This window comes from Caproicibacterium amylolyticum, from assembly GCF_014467055.1.
In the GTDB taxonomy this organism is placed as follows: domain Bacteria; phylum Bacillota; class Clostridia; order Oscillospirales; family Acutalibacteraceae; genus Caproicibacterium; species Caproicibacterium amylolyticum.
In genome coordinates, this window is record NZ_CP060696.1 from 1,040,477 (window position 1) to 1,060,807 (window position 20,331).

37 protein-coding genes and 1 pseudogene are annotated in these 20,331 nt (G+C 44.0%); all 38 read left to right on the forward strand.

All coding sequences use genetic code 11. From position 1 onward, the window contains the following. Positions 1 to 59: 59 nt before the first annotated feature. The 38 genes and pseudogenes from H6X83_RS04850 (at position 60) to H6X83_RS05035 (ending at position 20,325) form a co-directional block, all read left to right on the forward strand. On the forward strand, positions 60 to 635 hold the full coding sequence (locus H6X83_RS04850) for a hypothetical protein (protein WP_212508025.1): 576 nt from the start codon (positions 60 to 62) through the stop codon (positions 633 to 635). Positions 636 to 639: 4 nt separating this feature from the next. Then, positions 640 to 861: a hypothetical protein gene (locus H6X83_RS04855; protein ID WP_212508026.1), complete on the forward strand. Its 222-nt coding sequence runs from the start codon at positions 640 to 642 to the stop codon at positions 859 to 861. After that, positions 848 to 1,741, forward strand: coding sequence for a hypothetical protein (locus tag H6X83_RS04860; RefSeq protein WP_212508027.1), 894 nt, complete (start codon positions 848 to 850; stop codon positions 1,739 to 1,741). Before H6X83_RS04855 ends, H6X83_RS04860 begins: the two co-directional genes overlap by 14 nt. Further along, positions 1,738 to 2,397 (forward strand): hypothetical protein, encoded by a 660-nt coding sequence (locus H6X83_RS04865; RefSeq protein WP_212508028.1) that lies wholly within the window; start codon positions 1,738 to 1,740, stop codon positions 2,395 to 2,397. The genes H6X83_RS04860 and H6X83_RS04865 overlap by 4 nt, the downstream gene beginning before the upstream one ends. 16 nt (positions 2,398 to 2,413) lie before the next feature. Further along, the gene (locus tag H6X83_RS04870) at positions 2,414 to 3,058 is read left to right on the forward strand and encodes a CAP-Gly domain-containing protein (protein WP_212508029.1); all 645 of its coding nucleotides are present in this window, start codon (positions 2,414 to 2,416) and stop codon (positions 3,056 to 3,058) included. After that, complete coding sequence (locus H6X83_RS04875) at positions 3,058 to 3,996, forward strand: hypothetical protein (RefSeq protein WP_212508030.1); 939 nt, start codon at positions 3,058 to 3,060, stop codon at positions 3,994 to 3,996. Before H6X83_RS04870 ends, H6X83_RS04875 begins: the two co-directional genes overlap by 1 nt. Next, positions 3,996 to 4,604, forward strand: a complete 609-nt coding sequence (locus H6X83_RS04880; RefSeq protein WP_212508031.1) for an HD domain-containing protein — start codon at positions 3,996 to 3,998, stop codon at positions 4,602 to 4,604. The genes H6X83_RS04875 and H6X83_RS04880 overlap by 1 nt, the downstream gene beginning before the upstream one ends. Beyond that, positions 4,601 to 4,891 carry a hypothetical protein gene (locus tag H6X83_RS04885; RefSeq protein ID WP_212508032.1) on the forward strand — a complete coding sequence of 97 codons (291 nt, stop codon included), beginning with the start codon at positions 4,601 to 4,603 and terminating at the stop codon, positions 4,889 to 4,891. The genes H6X83_RS04880 and H6X83_RS04885 overlap by 4 nt, the downstream gene beginning before the upstream one ends. Before the next feature lie 38 nt (positions 4,892 to 4,929). Continuing rightward, complete coding sequence (locus tag H6X83_RS04890; protein ID WP_212508033.1) at positions 4,930 to 5,472, forward strand: hypothetical protein; 543 nt, start codon at positions 4,930 to 4,932, stop codon at positions 5,470 to 5,472. Continuing rightward, positions 5,469 to 6,629, forward strand: coding sequence for a DNA (cytosine-5-)-methyltransferase (gene dcm / locus H6X83_RS04895; protein ID WP_246419516.1), 1,161 nt, complete (start codon positions 5,469 to 5,471; stop codon positions 6,627 to 6,629). The genes H6X83_RS04890 and dcm overlap by 4 nt, the downstream gene beginning before the upstream one ends. Before the next feature lie 92 nt (positions 6,630 to 6,721). Continuing rightward, positions 6,722 to 7,042, forward strand: a pseudogene (locus tag H6X83_RS04900) (RusA family crossover junction endodeoxyribonuclease); the annotation flags it as partial. Next, on the forward strand, positions 7,035 to 7,481 hold the full coding sequence (locus H6X83_RS04905; RefSeq protein WP_212508034.1) for a single-stranded DNA-binding protein: 447 nt from the start codon (positions 7,035 to 7,037) through the stop codon (positions 7,479 to 7,481). The pseudogene H6X83_RS04900 and the gene H6X83_RS04905, both read left to right, overlap by 8 nt. A gap of 14 nt (positions 7,482 to 7,495) precedes the next feature. Continuing rightward, positions 7,496 to 8,899 (forward strand): SNF2-related protein, encoded by a 1,404-nt coding sequence (locus H6X83_RS04910; RefSeq protein WP_212508035.1) that lies wholly within the window; start codon positions 7,496 to 7,498, stop codon positions 8,897 to 8,899. Beyond that, positions 8,890 to 9,762 (forward strand): DNA-methyltransferase, encoded by an 873-nt coding sequence (locus H6X83_RS04915; protein ID WP_212508036.1) that lies wholly within the window; start codon positions 8,890 to 8,892, stop codon positions 9,760 to 9,762. The genes H6X83_RS04910 and H6X83_RS04915 overlap by 10 nt, the downstream gene beginning before the upstream one ends. 9 nt (positions 9,763 to 9,771) lie before the next feature. Further along, positions 9,772 to 10,398, forward strand: a complete 627-nt coding sequence (locus H6X83_RS04920) for a hypothetical protein (RefSeq protein ID WP_212508037.1) — start codon at positions 9,772 to 9,774, stop codon at positions 10,396 to 10,398. Further along, positions 10,395 to 11,654, forward strand: coding sequence for a replicative DNA helicase (locus tag H6X83_RS04925; protein ID WP_212508038.1), 1,260 nt, complete (start codon positions 10,395 to 10,397; stop codon positions 11,652 to 11,654). Before H6X83_RS04920 ends, H6X83_RS04925 begins: the two co-directional genes overlap by 4 nt. A gap of 128 nt (positions 11,655 to 11,782) precedes the next feature. Then, entirely contained in the window at positions 11,783 to 11,926 is a 144-nt protein-coding gene (locus H6X83_RS04930) for a hypothetical protein (RefSeq protein ID WP_212508039.1), read from the forward strand. 120 nt (positions 11,927 to 12,046) lie between these two features. Beyond that, complete coding sequence (locus tag H6X83_RS04935) at positions 12,047 to 12,364, forward strand: hypothetical protein (RefSeq protein ID WP_212508040.1); 318 nt, start codon at positions 12,047 to 12,049, stop codon at positions 12,362 to 12,364. After that, positions 12,364 to 12,525, forward strand: a complete 162-nt coding sequence (locus tag H6X83_RS04940; protein WP_212508041.1) for a hypothetical protein — start codon at positions 12,364 to 12,366, stop codon at positions 12,523 to 12,525. Before H6X83_RS04935 ends, H6X83_RS04940 begins: the two co-directional genes overlap by 1 nt. After that, the gene (locus H6X83_RS04945; protein ID WP_212508042.1) at positions 12,518 to 12,976 is read left to right on the forward strand and encodes a Lar family restriction alleviation protein; all 459 of its coding nucleotides are present in this window, start codon (positions 12,518 to 12,520) and stop codon (positions 12,974 to 12,976) included. Before H6X83_RS04940 ends, H6X83_RS04945 begins: the two co-directional genes overlap by 8 nt. 181 nt (positions 12,977 to 13,157) lie before the next feature. Continuing rightward, entirely contained in the window at positions 13,158 to 13,790 is a 633-nt protein-coding gene (locus H6X83_RS04950) for a hypothetical protein (RefSeq protein ID WP_212507904.1), read from the forward strand. A gap of 260 nt (positions 13,791 to 14,050) precedes the next feature. After that, entirely contained in the window at positions 14,051 to 14,281 is a 231-nt protein-coding gene (locus tag H6X83_RS04955) for a hypothetical protein (RefSeq protein ID WP_212508043.1), read from the forward strand. After that, positions 14,265 to 14,588, forward strand: a complete 324-nt coding sequence (locus tag H6X83_RS04960) for a hypothetical protein (protein ID WP_212508044.1) — start codon at positions 14,265 to 14,267, stop codon at positions 14,586 to 14,588. The genes H6X83_RS04955 and H6X83_RS04960 overlap by 17 nt, the downstream gene beginning before the upstream one ends. Further along, the gene (locus tag H6X83_RS04965) at positions 14,585 to 14,854 is read left to right on the forward strand and encodes a DUF3310 domain-containing protein (protein ID WP_212508045.1); all 270 of its coding nucleotides are present in this window, start codon (positions 14,585 to 14,587) and stop codon (positions 14,852 to 14,854) included. Before H6X83_RS04960 ends, H6X83_RS04965 begins: the two co-directional genes overlap by 4 nt. A 6-nt stretch (positions 14,855 to 14,860) precedes the next feature. Beyond that, a complete protein-coding gene (locus tag H6X83_RS04970; RefSeq protein WP_212508046.1) occupies positions 14,861 to 15,199 on the forward strand; it encodes a hypothetical protein in 339 nt (112 codons plus the stop codon). Next, on the forward strand, positions 15,192 to 15,608 hold the full coding sequence (locus H6X83_RS04975; protein ID WP_212508047.1) for a hypothetical protein: 417 nt from the start codon (positions 15,192 to 15,194) through the stop codon (positions 15,606 to 15,608). Before H6X83_RS04970 ends, H6X83_RS04975 begins: the two co-directional genes overlap by 8 nt. Next, positions 15,608 to 16,045 (forward strand): single-stranded DNA-binding protein, encoded by a 438-nt coding sequence (locus tag H6X83_RS04980; protein WP_212508048.1) that lies wholly within the window; start codon positions 15,608 to 15,610, stop codon positions 16,043 to 16,045. The genes H6X83_RS04975 and H6X83_RS04980 overlap by 1 nt, the downstream gene beginning before the upstream one ends. Before the next feature lie 66 nt (positions 16,046 to 16,111). Then, complete coding sequence (locus H6X83_RS04985) at positions 16,112 to 16,441, forward strand: nucleoside triphosphate pyrophosphohydrolase family protein (RefSeq protein ID WP_212508049.1); 330 nt, start codon at positions 16,112 to 16,114, stop codon at positions 16,439 to 16,441. 46 nt (positions 16,442 to 16,487) lie between these two features. Then, positions 16,488 to 16,733 carry a hypothetical protein gene (locus tag H6X83_RS04990; RefSeq protein WP_212508050.1) on the forward strand — a complete coding sequence of 82 codons (246 nt, stop codon included), beginning with the start codon at positions 16,488 to 16,490 and terminating at the stop codon, positions 16,731 to 16,733. Between the two features lie 207 nt (positions 16,734 to 16,940). Then, positions 16,941 to 17,240 (forward strand): hypothetical protein, encoded by a 300-nt coding sequence (locus tag H6X83_RS04995; protein WP_212508051.1) that lies wholly within the window; start codon positions 16,941 to 16,943, stop codon positions 17,238 to 17,240. Then, positions 17,237 to 17,791: a hypothetical protein gene (locus H6X83_RS05000; RefSeq protein ID WP_212508052.1), complete on the forward strand. Its 555-nt coding sequence runs from the start codon at positions 17,237 to 17,239 to the stop codon at positions 17,789 to 17,791. The genes H6X83_RS04995 and H6X83_RS05000 overlap by 4 nt, the downstream gene beginning before the upstream one ends. Continuing rightward, positions 17,788 to 17,973, forward strand: coding sequence for a hypothetical protein (locus tag H6X83_RS05005; RefSeq protein WP_212508053.1), 186 nt, complete (start codon positions 17,788 to 17,790; stop codon positions 17,971 to 17,973). Before H6X83_RS05000 ends, H6X83_RS05005 begins: the two co-directional genes overlap by 4 nt. Next, the gene (locus H6X83_RS05010; protein WP_212508054.1) at positions 17,970 to 18,233 is read left to right on the forward strand and encodes a hypothetical protein; all 264 of its coding nucleotides are present in this window, start codon (positions 17,970 to 17,972) and stop codon (positions 18,231 to 18,233) included. Before H6X83_RS05005 ends, H6X83_RS05010 begins: the two co-directional genes overlap by 4 nt. 2 nt (positions 18,234 to 18,235) lie before the next feature. Beyond that, on the forward strand, positions 18,236 to 18,577 hold the full coding sequence (locus H6X83_RS05015; RefSeq protein ID WP_212508055.1) for a hypothetical protein: 342 nt from the start codon (positions 18,236 to 18,238) through the stop codon (positions 18,575 to 18,577). Further along, complete coding sequence (locus tag H6X83_RS05020; RefSeq protein WP_212508056.1) at positions 18,562 to 18,885, forward strand: hypothetical protein; 324 nt, start codon at positions 18,562 to 18,564, stop codon at positions 18,883 to 18,885. Before H6X83_RS05015 ends, H6X83_RS05020 begins: the two co-directional genes overlap by 16 nt. A 52-nt stretch (positions 18,886 to 18,937) precedes the next feature. Beyond that, positions 18,938 to 19,219, forward strand: a complete 282-nt coding sequence (locus H6X83_RS05025) for a hypothetical protein (RefSeq protein WP_212508057.1) — start codon at positions 18,938 to 18,940, stop codon at positions 19,217 to 19,219. A gap of 48 nt (positions 19,220 to 19,267) precedes the next feature. Continuing rightward, complete coding sequence (locus H6X83_RS05030) at positions 19,268 to 19,558, forward strand: hypothetical protein (protein ID WP_212508058.1); 291 nt, start codon at positions 19,268 to 19,270, stop codon at positions 19,556 to 19,558. Beyond that, complete coding sequence (locus H6X83_RS05035) at positions 19,555 to 20,325, forward strand: helix-turn-helix domain-containing protein (protein WP_212508059.1); 771 nt, start codon at positions 19,555 to 19,557, stop codon at positions 20,323 to 20,325. Before H6X83_RS05030 ends, H6X83_RS05035 begins: the two co-directional genes overlap by 4 nt. Positions 20,326 to 20,331: the final 6 nt, after the last annotated feature.

A 20,331-nucleotide genomic window follows, 5' to 3' on the forward strand; every position in this document is an offset into this window, starting at 1 on the left:
GTGCCGTTATGTGGACAAGCCCAACCGTAAGATTGCTTGTTCTTCTCCGAGGTGTATTCATGGAATTGGAATTTGACGAAGCGTTGCACCAATACAAAATGGGCGGCATTATTTTTCCGTCAGTTACACAGGTGATGCAGCCACTTCACGATAAAGTGTACGGCACAGACATATCACCTATGACAATGGAGAAAGCGGCAGACAGGGGAACCAGAGTACATAGAAGCATTGAGCAGTATGAGAAGTTCGGGTTTAAGTCTGCGGATGAAGATTGCAAACCTTACTTTGACGCTTACTTGCAATTCAAACACGATTTCCCAGCGAAAGTAATTGCTTCCGAAAAGCGATTTTACCACAAAGCCTTTATGTACGCAGGAACTTGCGATTTGGTTATGCAGATAGGAGAAACAAACATCCTTGCTGACATAAAGACAACACAATCGGTACATAGAAAGATGTGGTCTGTTCAGCTTGCGGCATATGCAGAGGGATTGAAAGCGTTTGACAGCACCTTAATTCACAAGATGGGTGTTATCCACTTGAAAAAGGATGGCACTTACACATGGTACGAACTTAAACCGGATTTCAGCACGTTTCTTGCGTGCCTACAAATCCACAACTTCAAGGAGGACTAACTATATGGCGTGGAATCGCAAAGTAAGATGCACAAAGTCAATAAACGGAAGATTCATTGTAGGCAAGATTTACAGTGTTACTTCGGACGGCAAAATGAAAGATGAAAATGGAGATTACGGATGCGCATGCCGCACAGATTCTTTTAAACATTGGAACAAAGATTGCAATTGGGACGCTTACGCTTTTGAAGAAGTCAAGGAGGAAAACGAAAGTGAACAAATTTAAAGTTGGCGACCGCGTAAGAATGGTTGAGAATTATAAAGACTTTTCGAAAGGCTGCATTGTAACTATTGTCGAAACTGATGACAGCCGTGTTCCTTACCTTGCCAAAGATGAAAAGGGAAATAAACATTGGTTGCATGAATCCGATGTAGCACCAGTTGAGGAACACACAAAGGAAAAGTTCTATGTAGGCCAGCGGGTACGGATTCGCCAATTTGACGATATGAAGGAAGAATTTGGGATTAACGGACGTGGAAATATCGGGTGTAACGAAACTTTCGTCACACTTATGGAACCACTTTGCGGAAAATTTGCCACAATATCAAGCATTTGTGGGAAAAGAATAGGACTGTGCTCTTTCCAAAATTGTGATGATATTAGAACAAATTGGCAGTATTCCACTGACATGATTGAACCGGCAGACAGTCAGACAATCGTTATCCGCTCCGATGGCAAAGTCACGACCGCGTATCTGAAAGACGGGCATAAGACAGTAAAGAGTGCAAAATCAGCCTGTTCACCTATCGACACATTCGACCTTTACACAGGTGCAGACATTGCATTGAAGCGGCTGTTAGGAAAGCCAGTGGAAGAAGTAAAGGCCGCCACAGAGCCAAAGTTCAAGTTCGGAATTGACGAGAAAGTAAAAGTTATAAATTACGGTGCAAATTATCCATGTTATGGAGAGTTTGTGGATAAATATGCTCCACAGCTGTCTAAAAACTATCGTGATTCAAATTTGCCACTCAATGAAGCAGTGTGCCGTGTCATTAGACGTGCAAAACATATGACAAACAAAGGTAAATTGCTTTATATCGTCATGGACATGGAAAGCCTGCAAGTTTACGTTATCGGTGAAGATGGATTGGAGAGTGCGGAATGAGCGAAACCGAATTGACTGTACAGCAGGAAACAAACCAGATGGTGCAGGAAGCGCAGAATGTTTCAATTTCAGACAATGCGCAGTTTGAGTCTGCTACTGACTTGTTGAAAAGGGTTAAGCGGACGAAGAAGAAAGTTGATGAATATTGGGAGCCTGCTATTAGCGCGGCAAACAAGACGCACAAAGAATTGACCGCAAAGCGTAAGGCTATGACTGACATTTGCGACCGTGCAGAGTCTATTGTAAAAGGCAAGATTCTTACATATCAGCAGGAGCAGGATGCAAAGCGCAGGGCGGCAGAAGCGGAAGCGCAGAAACTTGCACAGGCTGAATCGGAGCGGATTCTTGCAGAAGCAGCGGAAGCAGAACAGTCAGGTAATACGATTGAAGCCGCTATCAAGATGCAGCAGGCAGAAACTGTGAGCACGTTCACACCTACTGTTATGGTGGACAAGCCAAAAATCAGCGGAGTTTCGACACGGACAAAAGAAGTCGTTGCTGTTACGGATGATGCAAAAGTTCCGGCATACATTAACGGTTTTGCCATTCGCACAGTGGACACAAAAGCAATTATGCAGTTGCACAAGCTGAATCCATCGTTACAGATTCCGGGCATTGAGTTTCGCAAAGAGCAAGTATTATCAGTGAGAGCCTAAAGGAGGGCTATATATAATGAAAGAATTTTATGTTGGAGACCGAGTGAAAGTTAAAGACGGCTATTACAAAAAAAGCGTTATTGGACAGCTTGGAACGGTAAAATATTTGTCCGGACATGACAGAGAAAAGGCGCCAGCCATGGGGATAGAGTTTGACAAAAGCGTTGGAGGTCATAATGGTAACGGCTACTTCAATGGGAAATGGGGTCATTGCTGGATTGTAGATAATGAATACGTTACGTCTGCTGACTCTGATTTTCCAACCATCGTTATCATCACAGACGGCAAGACCACCACAGCAACCATGCGAAAAGGTCGCAGGGTACTGAAAGAAGCAACCGTAAGCCTTTATTACAAGGACAAGTTCAGCCTTGCAACCGGTGCAGAAGAAGTACTGAAAAAGCTGTTTGGAAAGAGCAGCAAAGTTAAGGAAGTAAAACGTCGTGCAAAGCCGGGAGAGTACATAAAGATTGTCAACCCAGTTTACAGTTTCAATAGATTGGGAGACATTTTACGGATAGATGGAATTCATGATGGATGTTCCCCATTCGTATACGGAAAAAATCATCCTAGAAAAACAACGGACGATGAAGATGAGTGGAATTATTCTATTGGCATGTACGTTGTCCTTGAAAACTACAAGCCGCAGGAGGATAAATAATGGCTAACGAACTTTCTATAAATCAGGCATCATCCACATTACAAATTACAAGTCCTGCCGGCGCATCCGTTGCTGTGCGCTCTGCAAAAGAAGTTGAAGCGATGGTGCTTATGGCAAAGCGTTTTCCACGTGACGAAGTAACCGCAGAAAGCAAAATTATTAAGGCTTGCAAGCGGGAGCGACTCGCGCAAACTGCTACATACGAATACCCGCGTGGCGGTACAAAAGTTACGGGGCCGTCAATCCGTCTTGCAGAAGTCCTTGCGCAGAATTGGGGAAACATTGATTTTGGGTGGACAGAACTTGCAAGAGATAAAAATGTGGATGGAACAGAAACTTCCCATTGCGAAGCATGGGCGTGGGATATTGAATCTAATACCCGCCGCTCCATTCGATTTGATGTACCGCTTGTGAGAGATACGAAGCGTGGGTCTTATGCTCTTACAGAGGAAAGAGACAAGTATGAAATGTGTGCAAACCAAGCAGCAAGGCGCATGAGAGCCTGCCTGCTGAATGTTCTCCCGGGAGACATTATTGAGGAAGCATTGGAAGAATGTAATCACACTCTTGCTAAAAGCGAAATTCCTCTGGAAACGCGAAGAGATAACGCGATTAAGAGTTTTGCAAAAATTGGCGTCACACAGCAGATGCTTGAAAAGTACTTGGGGTGCAAATCTTCTGCATGGTCTCCGAACGATATGTATCGGCTCACTAAGGTGCTCAACAGCATCCACGACGGAATGACTACTCCCGGAGAACACTTCTCTGAACTCTCTGCAAAGCCAATTGCAGGTGAGCAGCAGGGAGAAATTCTAAAGAAGTATGGCGCTGAAAAAGTTGAAAAAGCTTTAAAACTTGGCGGGTATGGCACGCTTAATGACATTACTACCGATACATTAGAACCTTTCACCGCCATTCTTGATTCGCAGGAGGAATAATGAGCGAAGTAACAGAAAAATTCATTGAAACGTACAATGCCAACATTCAGCGGCAGGGTGCGGACAAACTTCTCACATGGCTGAAAACAACCGACTTTTTCACTGCGCCGGCAAGCACACGGTTTCATGGTTCATATGAGGGTGGACTTGTGGAGCACAGCCTGAATGTGTTTCATGAGTTATCAGAAGAATATGACTTGTACATAAAGAAAGCACTTGCAAATGTGGATAGCGCAAAGATGAACGCTGAATCCATTGCAATTTGTGGGCTTCTGCATGATGTGTGCAAAGCAAACTTTTACAGCGTGTCTATGCGAAACGTCAAGAATGAAGAAACCGGTCAATGGGAAAAACAGCCGTTCTATCAGGTTTCAGACCAATTCCCATATGGACACGGCGAAAAGAGTGTGTTTCTCATTGAACGGTTCATGCGGCTGCACGTTGATGAAGCAGTGGCTATCCGTTGGCACATGGGAGGATTTGACGATGCGGTGCGCGGCGGCTGTTTTGCAGAGGGTGACGCTTACGACAAATACCCGCTTGCACTTCTGCTACACATTGCAGATATGAAAGCTACACATTTGGACGAAAGGATTGTCAGCAAATGAAAGAAATTCATTTTTATCTTGGAAGCAAGTGGGAATACGGAACAAAAGTGTATCATGATTTTTATAGTACCAGAATGGCAATCTGGAACGATGAAGTTGTGCATACTACTCAGCTTGTACTTTTATCCACAAAGCTGTTTGAGCAAGGATTCAGGGTGTTCATTCATACCGAACACAGAACCTTTGAAATCAAGCTAGGAAAGAATGAAACAACAAAGCGTATTGTTAATCCAGAAAGCAACATTTTAAAACTGCTTTTGGCCGGTGAATTTGGAAGTATAGAGTAATTCAAAGACGTGGTGGGTGGGAGGAATACGGAGGTTATATGAAACTTAATCCAAATATGACGTTGAAAGAAGTACACGACTGCTGTTGCAACAACGAGCGTTGTACTGACTGCCAGTTTTATTGTGAAAATGTGTGCAAACTTTTAAATTACAATCCAGCATCTTGGAGTTTTGAAGAACATTCATCAGTAAGTACAGTACATAGGTTTCATAGGCATGCAAAGGCTGGAGAGTACATTACCCCTAATTCTTTGTCTTGCTGGTGCTACGGGATGGTTCAAGGACTTGCATATTTGGTTTCCAAACGCGACGACATCCTGAAAAGAGTGGAGTGCATGGTTGGAGATACGAAAATTTGCATGAACGATTTTGAATATGATGTTCTTGAAAATTACGTTCCAGACAAAAAAGAAGCTGCTCCCAGTGCTGGTGACACCGAGAACAGCGGTTACAAAAATACTTATGGTAAGAGTATAGGCTCTGAATTTGAGAATGTCAATACTCTTATTGGAATCAATGCGGATGGTAGCTTGATAATTAAACAGTTAAAGCCTGCTGGAAATGGTGGTGAAAATCCGTGAAGTTTGTGGATATGTTTTGCGGAATGGGAACAATCCGAATGGGATTTGAACAGGCAGGGCATGAATGCGTTTATTCCGTGGAATTTGATAAACACAAACGAGAGATTTACAAAGTGATTTTTGGGGGTGAGCCAGATGCAGGCGACATTACAACAGTGCGAGGGACAGATATCCCTGTTTCCGATTGCTGGTGCTTCGGAGCGCCGTGCCAAGATTTCAGTGTTGCCGGATTACGCGCAGGGCTTGACGGAGAGCGAAGCGGGCTTGTTCGAGAAGTGTTTAGGCTTGTCAGGGAAAAAGAACCCGCAGATAGACCCGAATGGCTTCTCTACGAAAATGTTAAAGGCATGCTCTCAAGCAATAACGGATGGGACTTTGCCGCGATTCAAGCTGAAATGGGGCAATGCGGGTACGATGTGCAATGGCAACTACTCAACTCAAAGAATTTTGGAGTGCCGCAGAATCGGGAAAGAGTGTACACTCTCGGACATCTTAGAAGATGCGGTTCAAGAAAAATATTTCCTATCGGAGAAGGCAACAGCGTACATAACGAAGCCGTACAGGCTGAATCATCAGATAACGAAATTGCACTCTGCCTTACCTCAAAAGGGCAAAGCAACTGGACAGGAAGTTTTGTAAAGCAGATAGGTAATGTAATGCCGACGGCAACCCGTGATAACCCGAATCAAGGCAGAGTGTACGACCCGACAGGATTGGCACCATGCCTAAATAAAATGGAGGGCGGTGGCAGAGAACCGTTAATTACAGAACCCGCAGTTTTACGACCCGTCCGTAACGAATATGGCAAAGAAGTCCGCAAGGCTTATGAAAGCGGAGAGATACAAGAAAGCCGCCACCGAATGACGCAGTTAGAGCCTCGACCAGACGGGATTTCCAACACTTTAAGCACAGTTCAAAAGGACAATCTGCTTTTAGAGCCCCGTGCCGTTGAGGGTGTAAACAGAGGACAAAAAGACCAAAACGGCACCCGTATTCGCCGTTTAACCCCGCGCGAATGTATGCGCTTGCAAGGCGTTGACGATGCCGTGACAGATAAGTTGATAGCCGCAGGAATATCCGATACGCAGATGTATAGGGCTGCAGGAGACGCTTGCACTGTAAATGTGATTTATGAGATTGCAAGGAGGATTTCATGAACTTTATTGTTCCCGGTGAGCCAGTAGGAAAAGGCAGACCGCGTTTTACGCGAGGTGGACACGCTTACACGCCTGCATAGACGGTAAATTATGAGAAGCAGGTGGTTACAGCCTACCAATCAAAGTATGGTGTACAGCCTGCTTTCACGGATAAAAAGCCTGTCACAGTCTGTATTGAAGCGGTATTCGGAATTCCTAAATCGTTCTCAAAAGCAAAGAGAGCAGATGCTTTGAATGGGTGCATTTACCCTACAAAGAAACCAGATGCGGACAATATCGCCAAAATCGTTCTGGACGCTTTGAATGGCGTTGCTTATACAGACGATACACAGGTAATCAATCTTTCGGTACAGAAGCGATACGGAGAAGTGCCGGAAGTGAAAGTCGAGATTACGGAGGTTAATAATGGCTGACATAAAGAAAAAAGCGCGTTGGCATATGACGATTACCAATAACGGAAAAGTTATGTATGACGGCTCGGCGGCAGGAGTTCCTTGCCTTGTTCACGGCAGAATTTACGAAATGAAAGATTTAGTCACCTGCACAAGCGGGAAAAAATACGTAAAATTCATCGTGGCTTCTTACGGAAAGGTAAACACAGAAACAAAGGAACGTCTGCCCGGTTCGCATTTGTACTGCTGCGCGTGGAATGAAACCGCAGAACTTATCAGCAACAATTTTAAGGTTGGAAGATGGATTGACATCTTATGCAATTACGATACACAAAAGTACGGGGACAAGTTTTACAATTCGTTTGTTGTAAAGCAAATCCTTACAGATATGCAGGGAGCAAAAATCGTGCCTGATTTTGATAGTCCTGATTATGTTGGCTTACCCAATCTGCCGTACTGATTGGCGGTGGTACAGTGAACTATTACGAGTTTTTAAAGCAGAAGCAGATTACGACTCCTGTTTGCGGATTCTCTGTTGACAAGAACGGCCTTAATGGAAAGGCTTTCGAGTGGCAGAAAGATATTGTTGCATGGGCGTTGAAAAAAGGTAAAGCTGCACTGTTTGAGGATTGCGGACTTGGAAAGTCAATACAACAGCTTATGTGGGCTGGTGCAGTGGCACAACACACTGGCGGGAAAATCTTGATTGTTGCACCGCTTGCTGTAGCCGGTCAGACGGTACGCGAGGGCAACAAGTTCGGCTATCATGTAAATTATTGCCGCTCACAGGACGCAGCCACATCACCGCTGAACATTACCAACTATGAAATGTTGGAAAACTTTGACGCTTCACAGTTTGTAGGAGTGGTGCTTGACGAAAGCAGTATTCTAAAGAACTTTTCCAGCCGTACAAAAGGATTGCTTATTGAAATGTTTCAAAGCACTCCATATAAGTTGTGCTGTACTGCGACACCATCCCCAAATGACTTCACAGAACTTGGCAATCACGCAGAATTCTTAGGAATTATGAGCCGTGCAGAAATGCTTGCAACGTTCTTTGTACATGATGGTGGAAGCACTCAAGATTGGCGGCTAAAAGGACACGCAACAGAAAAGTTCTTTGAATGGGTGGCTTCATGGGCTTGTTGCATGACTTCACCTGCCGATTTAGGATATGACGATGCAGGATACAACCTGCCACCGTTGAACATCATTCAGGATACCGTGAAGTCAAACAACATGGTAGATGCAGACGGTCAAGAATTATTATTCGCACAGACAACACAAACACTTTCTGAACGCAGAAAAGTGCGCAGAGAATCTTTACATGACCGCTGCAAAATGGCAGCAGATATCGCGAATAGTACGAATGAGCAGATGCTTATTTGGTGTGACTTGAACGATGAAAGTCACGAACTGAAAAGGCTGATTCCAGATGCAGTAGAAGTTTGCGGCGCTGATAGCGCGGATTTTAAGCGCCAATCAATGCTTGATTTTACAGATAGGAAAGCGCGTGTACTTGTTAGCAAGCCTTCATTGTGCGGGTTCGGCATGAACTGGCAGAACTGTCATAACGTCATATTTGCAGGACTTTCAGATTCCTTTGAAGCCTATTATCAAGCCGTGCGCCGGTGCTGGAGATTCGGGCAGTCGCAACCAGTAAACGTACACATTATTACTTCCGAAGCGGAGGGAGCAGTAAAGGCCAATATCCAACGAAAGCAGAAAAGTGCACAGCATATGACACATGAACTAGTGAAGTACACAAAAGCAATTTTGCAGGCAGACATCTATCAAACCACAAGAGTGACAGAAAATTATGTTGCGCCGGATAAGATGGCAACGCCTGCATGGTTGGGAGGAGCAGCATGGATGTAACAGACCAGTACATTGATGATAGAATGGCGCTTTACAACGGCGACAGTTGCGAAGTATTGACCGGTATCCCGTCAGACAGCGTACATTTTGAGATTTATTCCCCACCGTTTGCAAGCTTGTACACATACAGTAACAGTGAACGAGATTTGGGAAACTGCCGCACGAAGTCAGAATTCTTTGAGCAATTCTCTTTTATTGTCAAGGAACTTTACCGGGTGCTTATGCCCGGTAGGCTTATGAGCGTACATTGTATGAACCTGCCTACCAGCAAAGAACGCGACGGATATATTGGTATTGAAGATTTTCGTGGAGATCTGATTCGCTTGTTTCAGCAGGAAGGATTTATTTATCACAGCGAAGTGTGCATTTGGAAAGACCCTGTGATTGCTATGCAACGTACAAAAGCACTGGGACTATTGCACAAACAGATTAAAAAAGATTCCTGCATGAGCAGGCAAGGCATTCCAGACTATCTTGTTACAATGCGTAAACCCGGTGACAATCCAGAACGTGTGACTCACACAAATGAGTCATTTCCAGTGGCAGTGTGGCAACGGTATGCAAGCCCGATTTGGATGGACATTAACCCATCTGACACGCTGAACGCATCATCATGCCGCGATGATAAGGATGAGAAGCATATTTGTCCTTTACAACTTACGGTTATTCGCCGTGCAATCAATTTGTGGACAAACAAAGGTGATACGGTTCTTACGCCATTTATGGGAATCGGAAGCGAAGCATATGTGGCGCTGCAAAATGGGCGTAGAGCCGTTGGAGTAGAGCTAAAGCCCACATGGTATCAGCAGGCAGTACGCAACTGCAAAGGCGTTACGGAAGCCGAACAAACTTCTCTATGGTGAGGCAAAAATATGGAAACATTTTTCATTATTCATTCGTGGATGATACATAAGCTACATCTGTCTGGCTTGAAATTGCAGGTATACGCAATCATTTACGGATTTTCAAAAGACGGTTGCAGCCGGTTCAGCGGAAGCATTACTTATTTGCAGAACTGTACCGGAGGAAGCAGGCAGGGAGTTATTTCAGCGCTGAAAGCTTTGACAGATGCAGGACTGCTTGAAAAGTCAGAGCGAACAGCAAGTGGAGTAACGCTCTATGACTACAAGGCTATTGTAAACTGTGAATCAAAATTACAATCATCCGGAACAGAGCCAGAGCAGAAGCAGAAAGAGCCGTCTGTGATTACTCTTATGCTGAATGACAAGTCGGAGTTTGGAGTTACGCAGAAGCAGGTTGACGAATGGAATCAGCTTTATCCTGCGGTTGATGTGATGCAGGAATTACGCAATATGAAAGGCTGGCTTGATTCCAATCCTGCAAAGCGCAAAACCAGAAAAGGCATTGTACGGTTTGCTAACTCGTGGCTGTCGCGCAAGCAAGACAGAGGGGGAAGTAACAATGGCGGCTACAGTAATAGCTATCGGCAGAAAGAAGAACCGAAAAGCACAGTTGGGGTAGGTGATTATCTGCCTTGAAACCTAATTACGAAGCAGAGCAGGCAGTTATCGGTGCACTATTCCTTGACTCAAAAAAGACAATGCCGCTTGCTGCAATGCATTTGTCAAGTGATGATTTCCTCGTACCAGAGTTCCACACAGCATATTCCGTTTGTGAGGAACTTTACAAAGCAGGAACGGCGATTGATTTTGTCACTGTCATGTCACACCTAACTCCAGAATACAGGCAAGTGCTTTTGGAGGCATCACAAAGCGTACCCACACTTAGTCATACGGCAGAGTACATACAGCAAGTGCGAGAACGTTCAGAGAAGCAGGAAGCGTACACGAAAGCCGCTAATATGCTTTCTGGAATTGACGAGTCTACACCAGTTGACGATTGCCGAAAAATGGCGGCAGAGATTACAAAATCGTTTGTTGACCGGTCAGACTCCAAAGCGTCAAGCGCCGCAGAATTGTTCATTGATTTTACGCACCGGGCAGACCATCAAGGGGAGCAACATCATATTTCAAGTGGATTCAAAAAGTTGGATGATTACATATTCATGGACAAAGGAGACTATGTGGTGGTCGGTGGCAGACCGTCGGCAGGCAAAACAGCTTTCACTTTGCAGCTAATGCTTCATATGGCAAACCCAAAGAAGAATGACAAACCGTATAAGGTTGGATATTTTTCTCTGGAAACCGGGAAAAAGACTGTTGCCGACAGACTGATTTCAAACTATGCACGGATTTCTTACAATGCAATTCAAACTGGCAAAATGGATGATGAAGATTTTGTTGCTATGGCAGAATCCGGCGACAGCTTCATGAAATTGCAGTTTGAGGTAATTCCGGCGGCTGGCTGGAGCGTTGAAAAAGTGCGGTCAGAAACGATTGTAAAGGGATATGACATCATCTTTATTGATTACCTGCAATTGTTAAAAAGCTACGGCAAAGACCGTGTTGAGAAAGCCACAAACATTTCTATTGACTTGCACACAATGGCGCAGGCAGACAACGTATTAATTGTTGCGCTGTCACAGCTAAATCGTGCAGGGGCGGCAGACCCAAAGATGACAGACCTAAGAGAGTCCGGACAGATTGAGCAGGACGCAGACGCAATCATGCTACTTAACTATGATGATAAGCAGCCGGACAAACGAGACTTATGCATTGTAAAAAACAAAAAAGGTAAAATTGGGAAAATACCGTTTTCATTCAATGGAGATTTTCAGAGATTTACGTGGATTGATGCGAAAGTAGGTGAGCCAAATGGAAAACAAATTGCGTGAATGGATTGAGAGTATTTATCCATGTGCAACGTGTCCAATTAAGGGCGCAGGATGCAACGACCATCACAAATGCAGCGCATGGGATAGCTGGTTTGAATGCGCTTGGAGAAGAATCAGGAGGGCTTTCAATGGATGAAAAGCAATTACTCGCAATTAAGATGCGCTTTGAAAAGGCAAGGCAAAGAGGTGCATCTGTGAACGCTATTTTTGATTCAATGATGGATGTTCCAACGCTGATTAAGGCACTGGAGTGCCAGAAAGTGAGTAAATAATGAGCGAAGAATTGACCGTAGAAGAACTGGTTAAGGCAATGCGCCTGTGTGCCGAGAAAACGAAAAATGGTGAAACCTGCGTTACCGGGCAGAAAGACTGTCCATTTGGGGGTAACCGTGATGGATTGCACAGAACGTATGAATCTTGCTACCGCCGACGCACTGGAATCCCTTGCCGCCGAGCGTGATGCTTACAGGGACAAGCTTAAAGCCGCGCTGGCTGAAAATACCTGGCTGGCAGAAAAGGTGCAAATGGAGCACGCACACTGGACGAATAAAAACGATGAAAATGTTTATGTATGTTCTAATTGTGGACATTATTGCCGTGAATTTCTTATACGGCAATCGGGAAATATTCCGATTCAAGGCTTTTGCACTGAGTGCGGAGCCAAGATGAATGAGATTCCACTCCCAGAACCGCCGAAGGAGGAAAAATAATGAATAAAGAAACAGAAACAGCGCTGATTTTTGCAGCTACCATCATTATGCAACAGGTATGCGACAACTCGAAGTTTTCAGAAGCACAGCGTGACAAGATGCGAAAATATGCGCACACTTTAATAGACCTTGCGGATAAGAAGGAGGAAAATAATGACTGAAAAATTGAAGCCGTGTCCATTTTGCGGGGGAGAAGCACGTTATAACAGAAAACAGATATCGCAAGGATGCGTACTTGTTGGATATGATTGTGAACAATGTGGAGCAGCTGCACCCGTTTTTACTGGCCCGGTAGCAATAGAAAAATCCATGAAAATTTCAGCAGCAAAAGCCTGGAACCGCCGCGCCCAGCAGCCGAATGAACCGCTGACGCTGGAGGGACTCAGGAAGATGGATGGACATCCGGTGTGGGTAAAAGCCGTCGACCCAAACAATTCGGATACTAACTACTGGGCGATTGTAAGTGCGAATATGCACTACTCTCACAAATCGGGAGGCGTAATCAGTATGCCAACCGACGGAGTAGCCGTTGTTGCAATTACTTATTTTGAGAACTACAGCAAAACGTGGCTTGCTTACCGCCGCCCGCCGGAAGCAGGTGAAAAGGGATGAATAGAAAAAAGCATATTCCGCTGAAAACGTGTTCCGAATGTATACATATAAACGCTTGCTCTGCGTGGAACTGTGGAAACTTAGAAAACACAGATGCTTCAAGCTGTGCTAATTATGAAACAGTTAAAGATTCAACCGTGTATTTCTTGGGATTCAGAGATGGTAAAAAGGAGCCTGCCCCATGACCGCGCCGAACAACAGCGGCAAGATAATCCTTGACCTGTGTGGCGGGACAGGCTCATGGAGTAGACCATACAAAGAGGCTGGTTACGACGTGCGGCTGATTACCTTGCCTGATAACGACGTGTGTACATATGAGCCACCGGAAAATGTTTACGGTATACTAGCGGCACCGCCGTGCACGGAATTTAGCTTACTTAATTGCAAAGCGGAAAATCGTGAAAGACATTTTGATGTCGGACTTACTACGGTGGTTGCCTGCTTACGGATAATCGCAATGTGCAAGCCGCAATGGTGGGCGTTGGAAAACCCGGTAGGCCACTTGATAGACTACATGGGCAGACCGCAGTTAATATTCCAGCCGTGGGAATACAGCGACCCGTGGACTAAGCGCACAGCTATATGGGGCAGGTTTGTGCCACCCAAAAAGCTATATAGTAGCTGGGACGGCGTCCCGGACAAGTTACCGCTCTACACGCGACCCGGACGTGGCAAGCCCAATTTTGCATATCTGCACAAATCCGCACAAGCACTTATTCCACAGCTTGCATGGGCGCATCCACAGACCGATGCAGATTTCAGAGCCATTACCCCACCCGGTTTTGCAGAAGCCTTTTGGAGGGCAAACAAATGATTATGTCAGACAACCCTTGTTACCTCTGCCAGCAGCGCTCACTTGGCTGCCACGGCCGGTGCAAAGATTACATAGCATACACGCAGTGGCGGCGGTCAATTGGGAAAAGTAGGACGGAAACATGACAAAGAAAAAGCCGTTGTACATTTATATATGAGGACTGTCCAAAGTTGGACAGTCGATGCGGAGGTTTCAAACTCTGCGGTGGCAGAAACGAAAAACGCCTTAACTACATAGTACCAAATTGGAAAGGAAAATGTATGAAAGACTTTTTGACCGGAATTTTACAGCTGCTTTTTTCGATAATTACGCTGTTTGCATGGGCTGGATTTGCCTTTGCCGGATTCGCGTTTTTGGGAGTTGCTTTTCATGTCACATCAATTCAATTGCTGATTATCGTTGGAATGATTGTTTTGGCCTTTATTATCGGCTGTGCAGTCTATGCGGCTGTGCAAGATTGGAGGAAGCGTCACCATGAAAGCAAATATTAATCCAGTTGGCAAGCACACGCGGAAAGCAATTGCAGAAGAAGCGGGCAAGTACATTGCAACGCAGGTTGATAAAATTCAGCAGGACGTTGCAAGACGTACCATGAAAATGATGTGTGTGGCTTTGTACGACGCATTTGACTTTGACTCGGATAAGTGCCGCACCGTACTAAAAGAGCTCTTCAAGATGGCAGAGGAACGGCAGGAACATGAGGAAACATTCTGGTGGACGTTGGACAAGATTTGCATGGGAGAGTTGAATTTGTCTGACCTACTGGAAAAGGAAAATTATGAGGTGATGGACAAATGAGCGAAGTAAATCATCCCAATCATTACAATGCAGGAAAAGTAGAGTGCATTGATGCTATTGAATCAGCAGTGGCACATTGTAATGGATTTGAGGGCTTCTGCATCGGCAACGCTATCAAGTATCTATTCCGCTGGAAAGACAAAGGTGGCGTGCAAGACCTTGAAAAAGCTAAGTGGTATCTCGACAAAGTAATACCAATCGAAAAACAATCGGAGGAAGCTGAAAGGAAAAAGCGGTGGAAAGAAATTTATGAAAAAGGAGAATAAGTGCAAATGATTATTTTAAGTCAGGAGAAAAATAGGCTTATCGATTCAAGTGAAGTGAAAATTGCTAACGCTTTAAAGAGTCGAGATACAGGGGATTTCATAATTTCCCTTTTTCACAACCGTGATGATGCTTTCGGAATTACATTTGGAAGTTACAAATCGAAAGAGAATGCTCAAGCAGTTATGATAGAACTTGCGGAAAATTTGGCGACGTGCGATTCCGAGGACATTTTTGAATTTCCGGCAGACGAGGAAGTCCAGAAAGTGAGCAATGAATATCAAACCCCCTTGGATGCAGCTAGACTTTTTGAAAGTAGACATAAAAAGGAGGACAACAATGATTGAATACAAGTGCGACTTTTGCGGGAAAGTGATTTCGTTAGAGCCTTGCCAAATTCGTACAGCCGATGGGTACAATCCGGCTCACTGGTCGCAAGCATTCATTTATCACCTTTGTCCTCATTGCTTCCACAAAATGAAACTGTTTATGAATATTCAGATAAGGAACGGCAGAAAAGCGGCAAAGCGTAACTTGCGGAAACAGGTTCAAACTGCATCTGATAATATTTGCAAAAAATGTGCTTCCGAAAGTGAATGCGTTCCAAAAGTTGTTGCTGAAGCAATGAAAGAAAGGCCACAAAACACAATTCACTGGCATATGAAGGATGGGTGCCCTTATGTCACGGAGGTATTTCCAGATGGGCACACAACAGAATGGACGACATTAGACCCAGTTAATCAGGAGGATAAATAATGAGCAATCTTAATGTAGTAGCACTGACCGGCAGACTTACAGCAGACCCTGAACTGCGGCACACGCAGAGCGACCTTGCAGTGTGTAGCTTCTCTTTAGCAGTTGACGGAATCAAGAAAGATTCACCGGCAGACTTTATCGACTGCACGGCATGGCGGCAGACGGCAGAATTCGTTAGTCGGTACTTTGACAAAGGCTCCATGATTGCAATTCAGGGACACTTGCATACAGATACATATACCGACAAGGACGGAAACAAGCGTAAAAAAACAGAAGTTGTTGTGGATAATGTGTCATTCTGCGGCTCTAAAGGCAACAGCAGTAGTAGTTCACCTGCACCGCAGAAATCAGCAAAGCAGGCAAAGCCAGAGTACAGCAAGGGGAAAGATTCAGGCGGATTTGAAAGTCTGCCGGATGACTCGGATTTGCCTTTCTAAAGTAGAATAGTTTGGCTGGGTGGGTGTGGTGGTACAAGCTAAACAAAATCATGGAGGATTACATGTATGAACCTTACAGAATGGTCTAAAGAAGTAAACAAAACGGCGGTTGAACACGGATGGCATCCAGATGAAAAAGAACCGTCTTTCGGTGAAGTTGTAGCACTCTGTCACAGCGAACTTTCGGAAGCACTACAGGCGTACAGAGAGGGTCAGCCAATGCGATATGTTGACGGTCACGGGAAACCGGACGGAATTGCCGTTGAAATGGCTGATTGCCTTATCCGCATTCTGGACTGGGCAGGTCAGAACGGCGTTGATATGGAATCAATTGTCAAGCAGAAAGACATTTATAACAAGTCAAGACCGTATAGACACGGCGGCAAGAAGCTGTGAGCAAAAGTCAATACATACACATTCATCCGCCGTAAAGGAGGCACATATGGTTCATTGGAAAAAAGGAAACGGTCACATAAGAACGGTTGAGGACAAGCATAGAATTGAAAAGCTAAAGGCACAGGGCTGCTATTACATCTATAGCAGTGACAACCGTTTGAAGCAAATGTACATTAGTGGATGCAGGTCACTTGCGAAAAACACAACTAACAGAAAAATCAGGCACACTTCAAATATTCCGAATTACGGCGGATATCAGAAGTATGTTGATTACGACTGGTATTTGTGGTAATGAATTAGCACTCAGAAATGGGTGCTTTTTCTTTACTGGCTTCACATTGTGTTCATGAGTTTTCAGTGACGAAATCCGTTCAAATTATATACAATATATATGTAGAAAAATAATTATGGGGATGATTACACGGATATTTCTTATGAGTTTTGCAAGAAGAAAAGGTTTAAAAAGTTCGGAAAACCGGTAATCCTTTTTGGCGTGAAAATGGTTGAGAGTCCAAAAGGAAACGGTCAGTATTTGGCCGTGATGGACAAGAACATTTTCAACGAAACATCGGTTTCTTTTATGCGTAAAAATCGGATGCAGACTTATTTGGTGATGGCGAATTGTACAGACGGCGAAATAGCTGCAACATTGTCAAGTGCAGTAATGATGAAGCTAGTATCAATTGTACCGAATACAGGAGATAAAATCATTTTGCTGGTGCAGCTTTCAAAGCCTTTCCCAAACTTTAAGGAAGCAGCGCAGAAAGCGATTGATAATTATAGAAAGGAGGGACAATGATGGACGCTAAATATCTGGAAGAAATCAAGGCACGGTGCGAAAAAGCAACAACAGGAGAATGGAAAGTAATGTGCCAAGGAAACACTGTGCCGTCACTACAGGTTGTAACAGAAACGACTTGGGAACATCCTGCACAAGTCAATGTTTGCTCATCTATTAGTCCAAAACGTGAAGCTGATTCCGACTTTATCGCCCACTCTCGCACCGATATTCCAGCACTGCTTGCCGAGGTGGAACGGCTGCAAAAAGCTCTTACTGCTGTGATTAAAGGCTATCCTAACGAAGCTTTTGAGAATGCTGCGCTGACATATGAAGTGGAACAACTGAAAACGGAGAAAGCCACGCTGAAAAAGGCATTGGAACTGATGGCAAAGTATATTGTGGAATTCGGACGCGTTGATTATTTCCTTTGTGACAATATTCCACAGCTGCTTCATTTGCAATATCAGCCCAAAAACGACGGCAACTATGAAAATAAGCCGTGCATCAAATGTGTACAGGAATATTTCATTCAGCAGGCACAGGAGCAGGAGGAAGCGAATAAAACGTGATGTATCTTTATGGTGCCCGTGACAAAATTACAGGGAAACTTGTAAGCAATATTACTAATCCTCGTCATAAGTTTTGGGAAAAAAGAGGAACTTGTGAAAAGGCTATTATAAGGTCACGCAGAAAAGAAAATTTAGAACTTGTTACATTTCAACTTATTGAAGTAAAGGAGGAAAAGAAATGAGCGAAATTCTTCACTGGGAGAATTGGACTACACGGAAGCCGCACCGTTGCTTTGGATGCGGAAAGACATATCCTGCCGGTTCGCAAATGGTAAATGCCGCATATGAAGATGATGGTTCCGTAGATAGCTGTTATTGGTGCAAAACATGTCAAGAATACATGCACCGCTATTTTGAATATGGCGACGAAACGGATTTCGGAGAAATTTTTGCAAATGACCCTGACGGCTGGAATACTTTGAGGGCAGAAATGGAGGAATAATCATGCCTGACCTTACACCGAAAGAAGCAATTAAACCGCTGAATTACATGCTATGCTTGGATGATATCAGGAACAACGATAATTATTGTGATGCCATTAATACAGCAATCAATTGTCTTAGAAAGATTGCATCCAGTGAATATGCGCCGGTGGTGCATGCGCACTGGGAGTACGACAAAAACGGGATAGACTGGGGATTAGGTGCTTATCTTTGTTCAAACTGCCACACGAGGAATAACAACTTACCAGCAGACACAAAAATAAATCCGTTGGCGTTTGCAGGTTCACATTACTGCCCACAGTGTGGTGCCATTATGGACGGTGAACCATGCGAAAAAGAGTAAGAATCAATGTGAACCAGCGGCCAGCTTTTGAATTGAATCTATCCATGAATGATTTAGCAGTTGCAACATGGTTCAGACAGTATTTTAATACACATGGTACTGATTATAAAAGTATTCAGTACCAGAAAATTCTTGACGACTTGCCGACTCTGCGAATGAAAAAGCAAGCACTCCAAAAGTTCCCAATTAAGAAATTAGTTGATGCAGGAGTGCTGAAACATTTGACAATAAGAGAGGGCGGGACATTTGCCATGTTTGCGCCCGGCGAAAACTTTGACAGATTGTTTGAGTTGAGAAAGGAAGGATGACAACGAGCGTTAAGAACGTCAAATACAGGAAGCAATCAGGGGGGAAGGAGAAATGATTTTGCGCGAAGAAAAATTGATGAAACAGCTTTGTGACGAAATGGGAATTGAATGGATTGAGGGAAAGCATGAGCCAATGATTAATGGAGTTCCTTGTGGCGAATTGGATATGGAACAGCTTGCGCAGAATCATGTTTTCATAGTTCCAGAGGAACAAGCTGAAAACATTCCAGTCGTCACAAAAGAGCAAATGCAGCATTTGCAAAAGAAGTATGGGAAGTATCTGGTTAGCGAATCCCGCAAAGTTAATCACTTAAAAGGCGATGAAACACATTGAACAACACAATTTACGGTTTCAACCAGCAGGCCAAAAAGGAACAATGGCATGGAAAAAGTTAACCCACAGGTGAAGCTTGAAATAAAAGAATTTGTGTACCATACATATCCGGACGCGTACACGAAAGTGACCGGAACCGAATATTCCAGAGAGAATGACGATACGTGTATTACACTTATATCGGGGCTGATTGAATGTGGCCTTGCCACTATTGATAGCATTAAAGCAGGAGCAGAAACTTTTCTGTTGCTTAACAGCCAGCAGCATAAGGAAATATGGTATTTCCTAAACTCTGCATTTGTTCGTATCCACGTAGTCAGCGGAGGAAAAGCGGATTGATTCATCACAGCAAGAATAGCGCAATGAATTATTTGCACATTCAGTTGAAAGAAACATTCATTGATGACAAGTCACTATCGGCAAAGGCAAAAGGCATATTGCTTCAAATGCTAGCAAAGCCAGATGACTGGAAGTTTTACGAGTCAGCGATTGCTTCCGAATTTTCAGACGGTAACCGGTCAATCAGTTCAGGAATCAAGGAGCTCATTGAGAAAGGCTACATAGTCCGCAGAAAAATGCGAGATGGAAGCAAATTTGCGGGGTATGAGTACGATGTTTATGACCACGCTTACAGCAAAGAAAACGATGAAATTCCGAAACCACATTCTCCGTTTATGCAAAACGCGAAAACGGAAAATGCGAAAACGGAAAATGAAGCACTAGTTACTAATAACTGTACTTATGAATTAAAAAACTTACAATGCACCGGAGCTAATAAATGTAGCTCCAGTGACGATGAAATTTTCAATGGGATTTCAAATGAAGTAGTAAAATTCGTAAAGTCAACGTATCCAAAGCTATACAAAGAACATACCGGAAGCAAAATGGTACTTAACCCAGCATCAGGTAGAGCAGCAATGCTGAAAATTGAAAAGAGCATGAAAGAACTAGGACTTGATGAAAGTGACTTGGAAGCGGCAGCAAAGGAATTCTTTTTGAGCCAAGACCATGGGGACGGAGGAATATTTCTATTTGCAGTTACAGGGATATTGAAGAACAGAGTAAAAAGAGCAGACGAAGATGTTAGAACTGAAATGGAGGAATAATAAAGC

Excerpts from the sequence above, each read along its gene's own strand:
- H6X83_RS04945 (WP_212508042.1), top strand. The coding sequence starts at position 12,518 with ATGACTGAAAAATTGAAGCCGTGTCCATTTTGCGGGGGAGAAGCACGT.
- H6X83_RS04990 (WP_212508050.1), top strand. The coding sequence starts at position 16,488 with ATGGTTCATTGGAAAAAAGGAAACGGTCACATAAGAACGGTTGAGGAC.
- H6X83_RS04970 (WP_212508046.1), top strand. The coding sequence starts at position 14,861 with ATGATTATTTTAAGTCAGGAGAAAAATAGGCTTATCGATTCAAGTGAA.
- H6X83_RS04880 (WP_212508031.1), top strand. The coding sequence starts at position 3,996 with ATGAGCGAAGTAACAGAAAAATTCATTGAAACGTACAATGCCAACATT.
- H6X83_RS04935 (WP_212508040.1), top strand. The coding sequence starts at position 12,047 with ATGGATTGCACAGAACGTATGAATCTTGCTACCGCCGACGCACTGGAA.
- H6X83_RS04955 (WP_212508043.1), top strand. The coding sequence starts at position 14,051 with ATGAAAGACTTTTTGACCGGAATTTTACAGCTGCTTTTTTCGATAATT.
- H6X83_RS05000 (WP_212508052.1), top strand. The coding sequence starts at position 17,237 with ATGATGGACGCTAAATATCTGGAAGAAATCAAGGCACGGTGCGAAAAA.
- H6X83_RS04950 (WP_212507904.1), top strand. The coding sequence starts at position 13,158 with ATGACCGCGCCGAACAACAGCGGCAAGATAATCCTTGACCTGTGTGGC.
- H6X83_RS05020 (WP_212508056.1), top strand. The coding sequence starts at position 18,562 with ATGCGAAAAAGAGTAAGAATCAATGTGAACCAGCGGCCAGCTTTTGAA.
- H6X83_RS04930 (WP_212508039.1), top strand. The coding sequence starts at position 11,783 with ATGGATGAAAAGCAATTACTCGCAATTAAGATGCGCTTTGAAAAGGCA.
- H6X83_RS04885 (WP_212508032.1), top strand. The coding sequence starts at position 4,601 with ATGAAAGAAATTCATTTTTATCTTGGAAGCAAGTGGGAATACGGAACA.
- H6X83_RS04965 (WP_212508045.1), top strand. The coding sequence starts at position 14,585 with ATGAGCGAAGTAAATCATCCCAATCATTACAATGCAGGAAAAGTAGAG.
- H6X83_RS04855 (WP_212508026.1), top strand. The coding sequence starts at position 640 with ATGGCGTGGAATCGCAAAGTAAGATGCACAAAGTCAATAAACGGAAGA.
- H6X83_RS04905 (WP_212508034.1), top strand. The coding sequence starts at position 7,035 with ATGGCTGACATAAAGAAAAAAGCGCGTTGGCATATGACGATTACCAAT.
- H6X83_RS04920 (WP_212508037.1), top strand. The coding sequence starts at position 9,772 with ATGGAAACATTTTTCATTATTCATTCGTGGATGATACATAAGCTACAT.
- H6X83_RS04865 (WP_212508028.1), top strand. The coding sequence starts at position 1,738 with ATGAGCGAAACCGAATTGACTGTACAGCAGGAAACAAACCAGATGGTG.
- H6X83_RS05030 (WP_212508058.1), top strand. The coding sequence starts at position 19,268 with ATGGAAAAAGTTAACCCACAGGTGAAGCTTGAAATAAAAGAATTTGTG.
- H6X83_RS04975 (WP_212508047.1), top strand. The coding sequence starts at position 15,192 with ATGATTGAATACAAGTGCGACTTTTGCGGGAAAGTGATTTCGTTAGAG.
- H6X83_RS04850 (WP_212508025.1), top strand. The coding sequence starts at position 60 with ATGGAATTGGAATTTGACGAAGCGTTGCACCAATACAAAATGGGCGGC.
- H6X83_RS04870 (WP_212508029.1), top strand. The coding sequence starts at position 2,414 with ATGAAAGAATTTTATGTTGGAGACCGAGTGAAAGTTAAAGACGGCTAT.
- H6X83_RS05025 (WP_212508057.1), top strand. The coding sequence starts at position 18,938 with ATGATTTTGCGCGAAGAAAAATTGATGAAACAGCTTTGTGACGAAATG.
- H6X83_RS04995 (WP_212508051.1), top strand. The coding sequence starts at position 16,941 with ATGGTTGAGAGTCCAAAAGGAAACGGTCAGTATTTGGCCGTGATGGAC.
- H6X83_RS04915 (WP_212508036.1), top strand. The coding sequence starts at position 8,890 with ATGGATGTAACAGACCAGTACATTGATGATAGAATGGCGCTTTACAAC.
- H6X83_RS05015 (WP_212508055.1), top strand. The coding sequence starts at position 18,236 with ATGCCTGACCTTACACCGAAAGAAGCAATTAAACCGCTGAATTACATG.
- H6X83_RS04960 (WP_212508044.1), top strand. The coding sequence starts at position 14,265 with ATGAAAGCAAATATTAATCCAGTTGGCAAGCACACGCGGAAAGCAATT.
- H6X83_RS04875 (WP_212508030.1), top strand. The coding sequence starts at position 3,058 with ATGGCTAACGAACTTTCTATAAATCAGGCATCATCCACATTACAAATT.
- H6X83_RS04985 (WP_212508049.1), top strand. The coding sequence starts at position 16,112 with ATGAACCTTACAGAATGGTCTAAAGAAGTAAACAAAACGGCGGTTGAA.
- H6X83_RS04890 (WP_212508033.1), top strand. The coding sequence starts at position 4,930 with ATGAAACTTAATCCAAATATGACGTTGAAAGAAGTACACGACTGCTGT.
- H6X83_RS04980 (WP_212508048.1), top strand. The coding sequence starts at position 15,608 with ATGAGCAATCTTAATGTAGTAGCACTGACCGGCAGACTTACAGCAGAC.
- H6X83_RS05010 (WP_212508054.1), top strand. The coding sequence starts at position 17,970 with ATGAGCGAAATTCTTCACTGGGAGAATTGGACTACACGGAAGCCGCAC.
- H6X83_RS04940 (WP_212508041.1), top strand. The coding sequence starts at position 12,364 with ATGAATAAAGAAACAGAAACAGCGCTGATTTTTGCAGCTACCATCATT.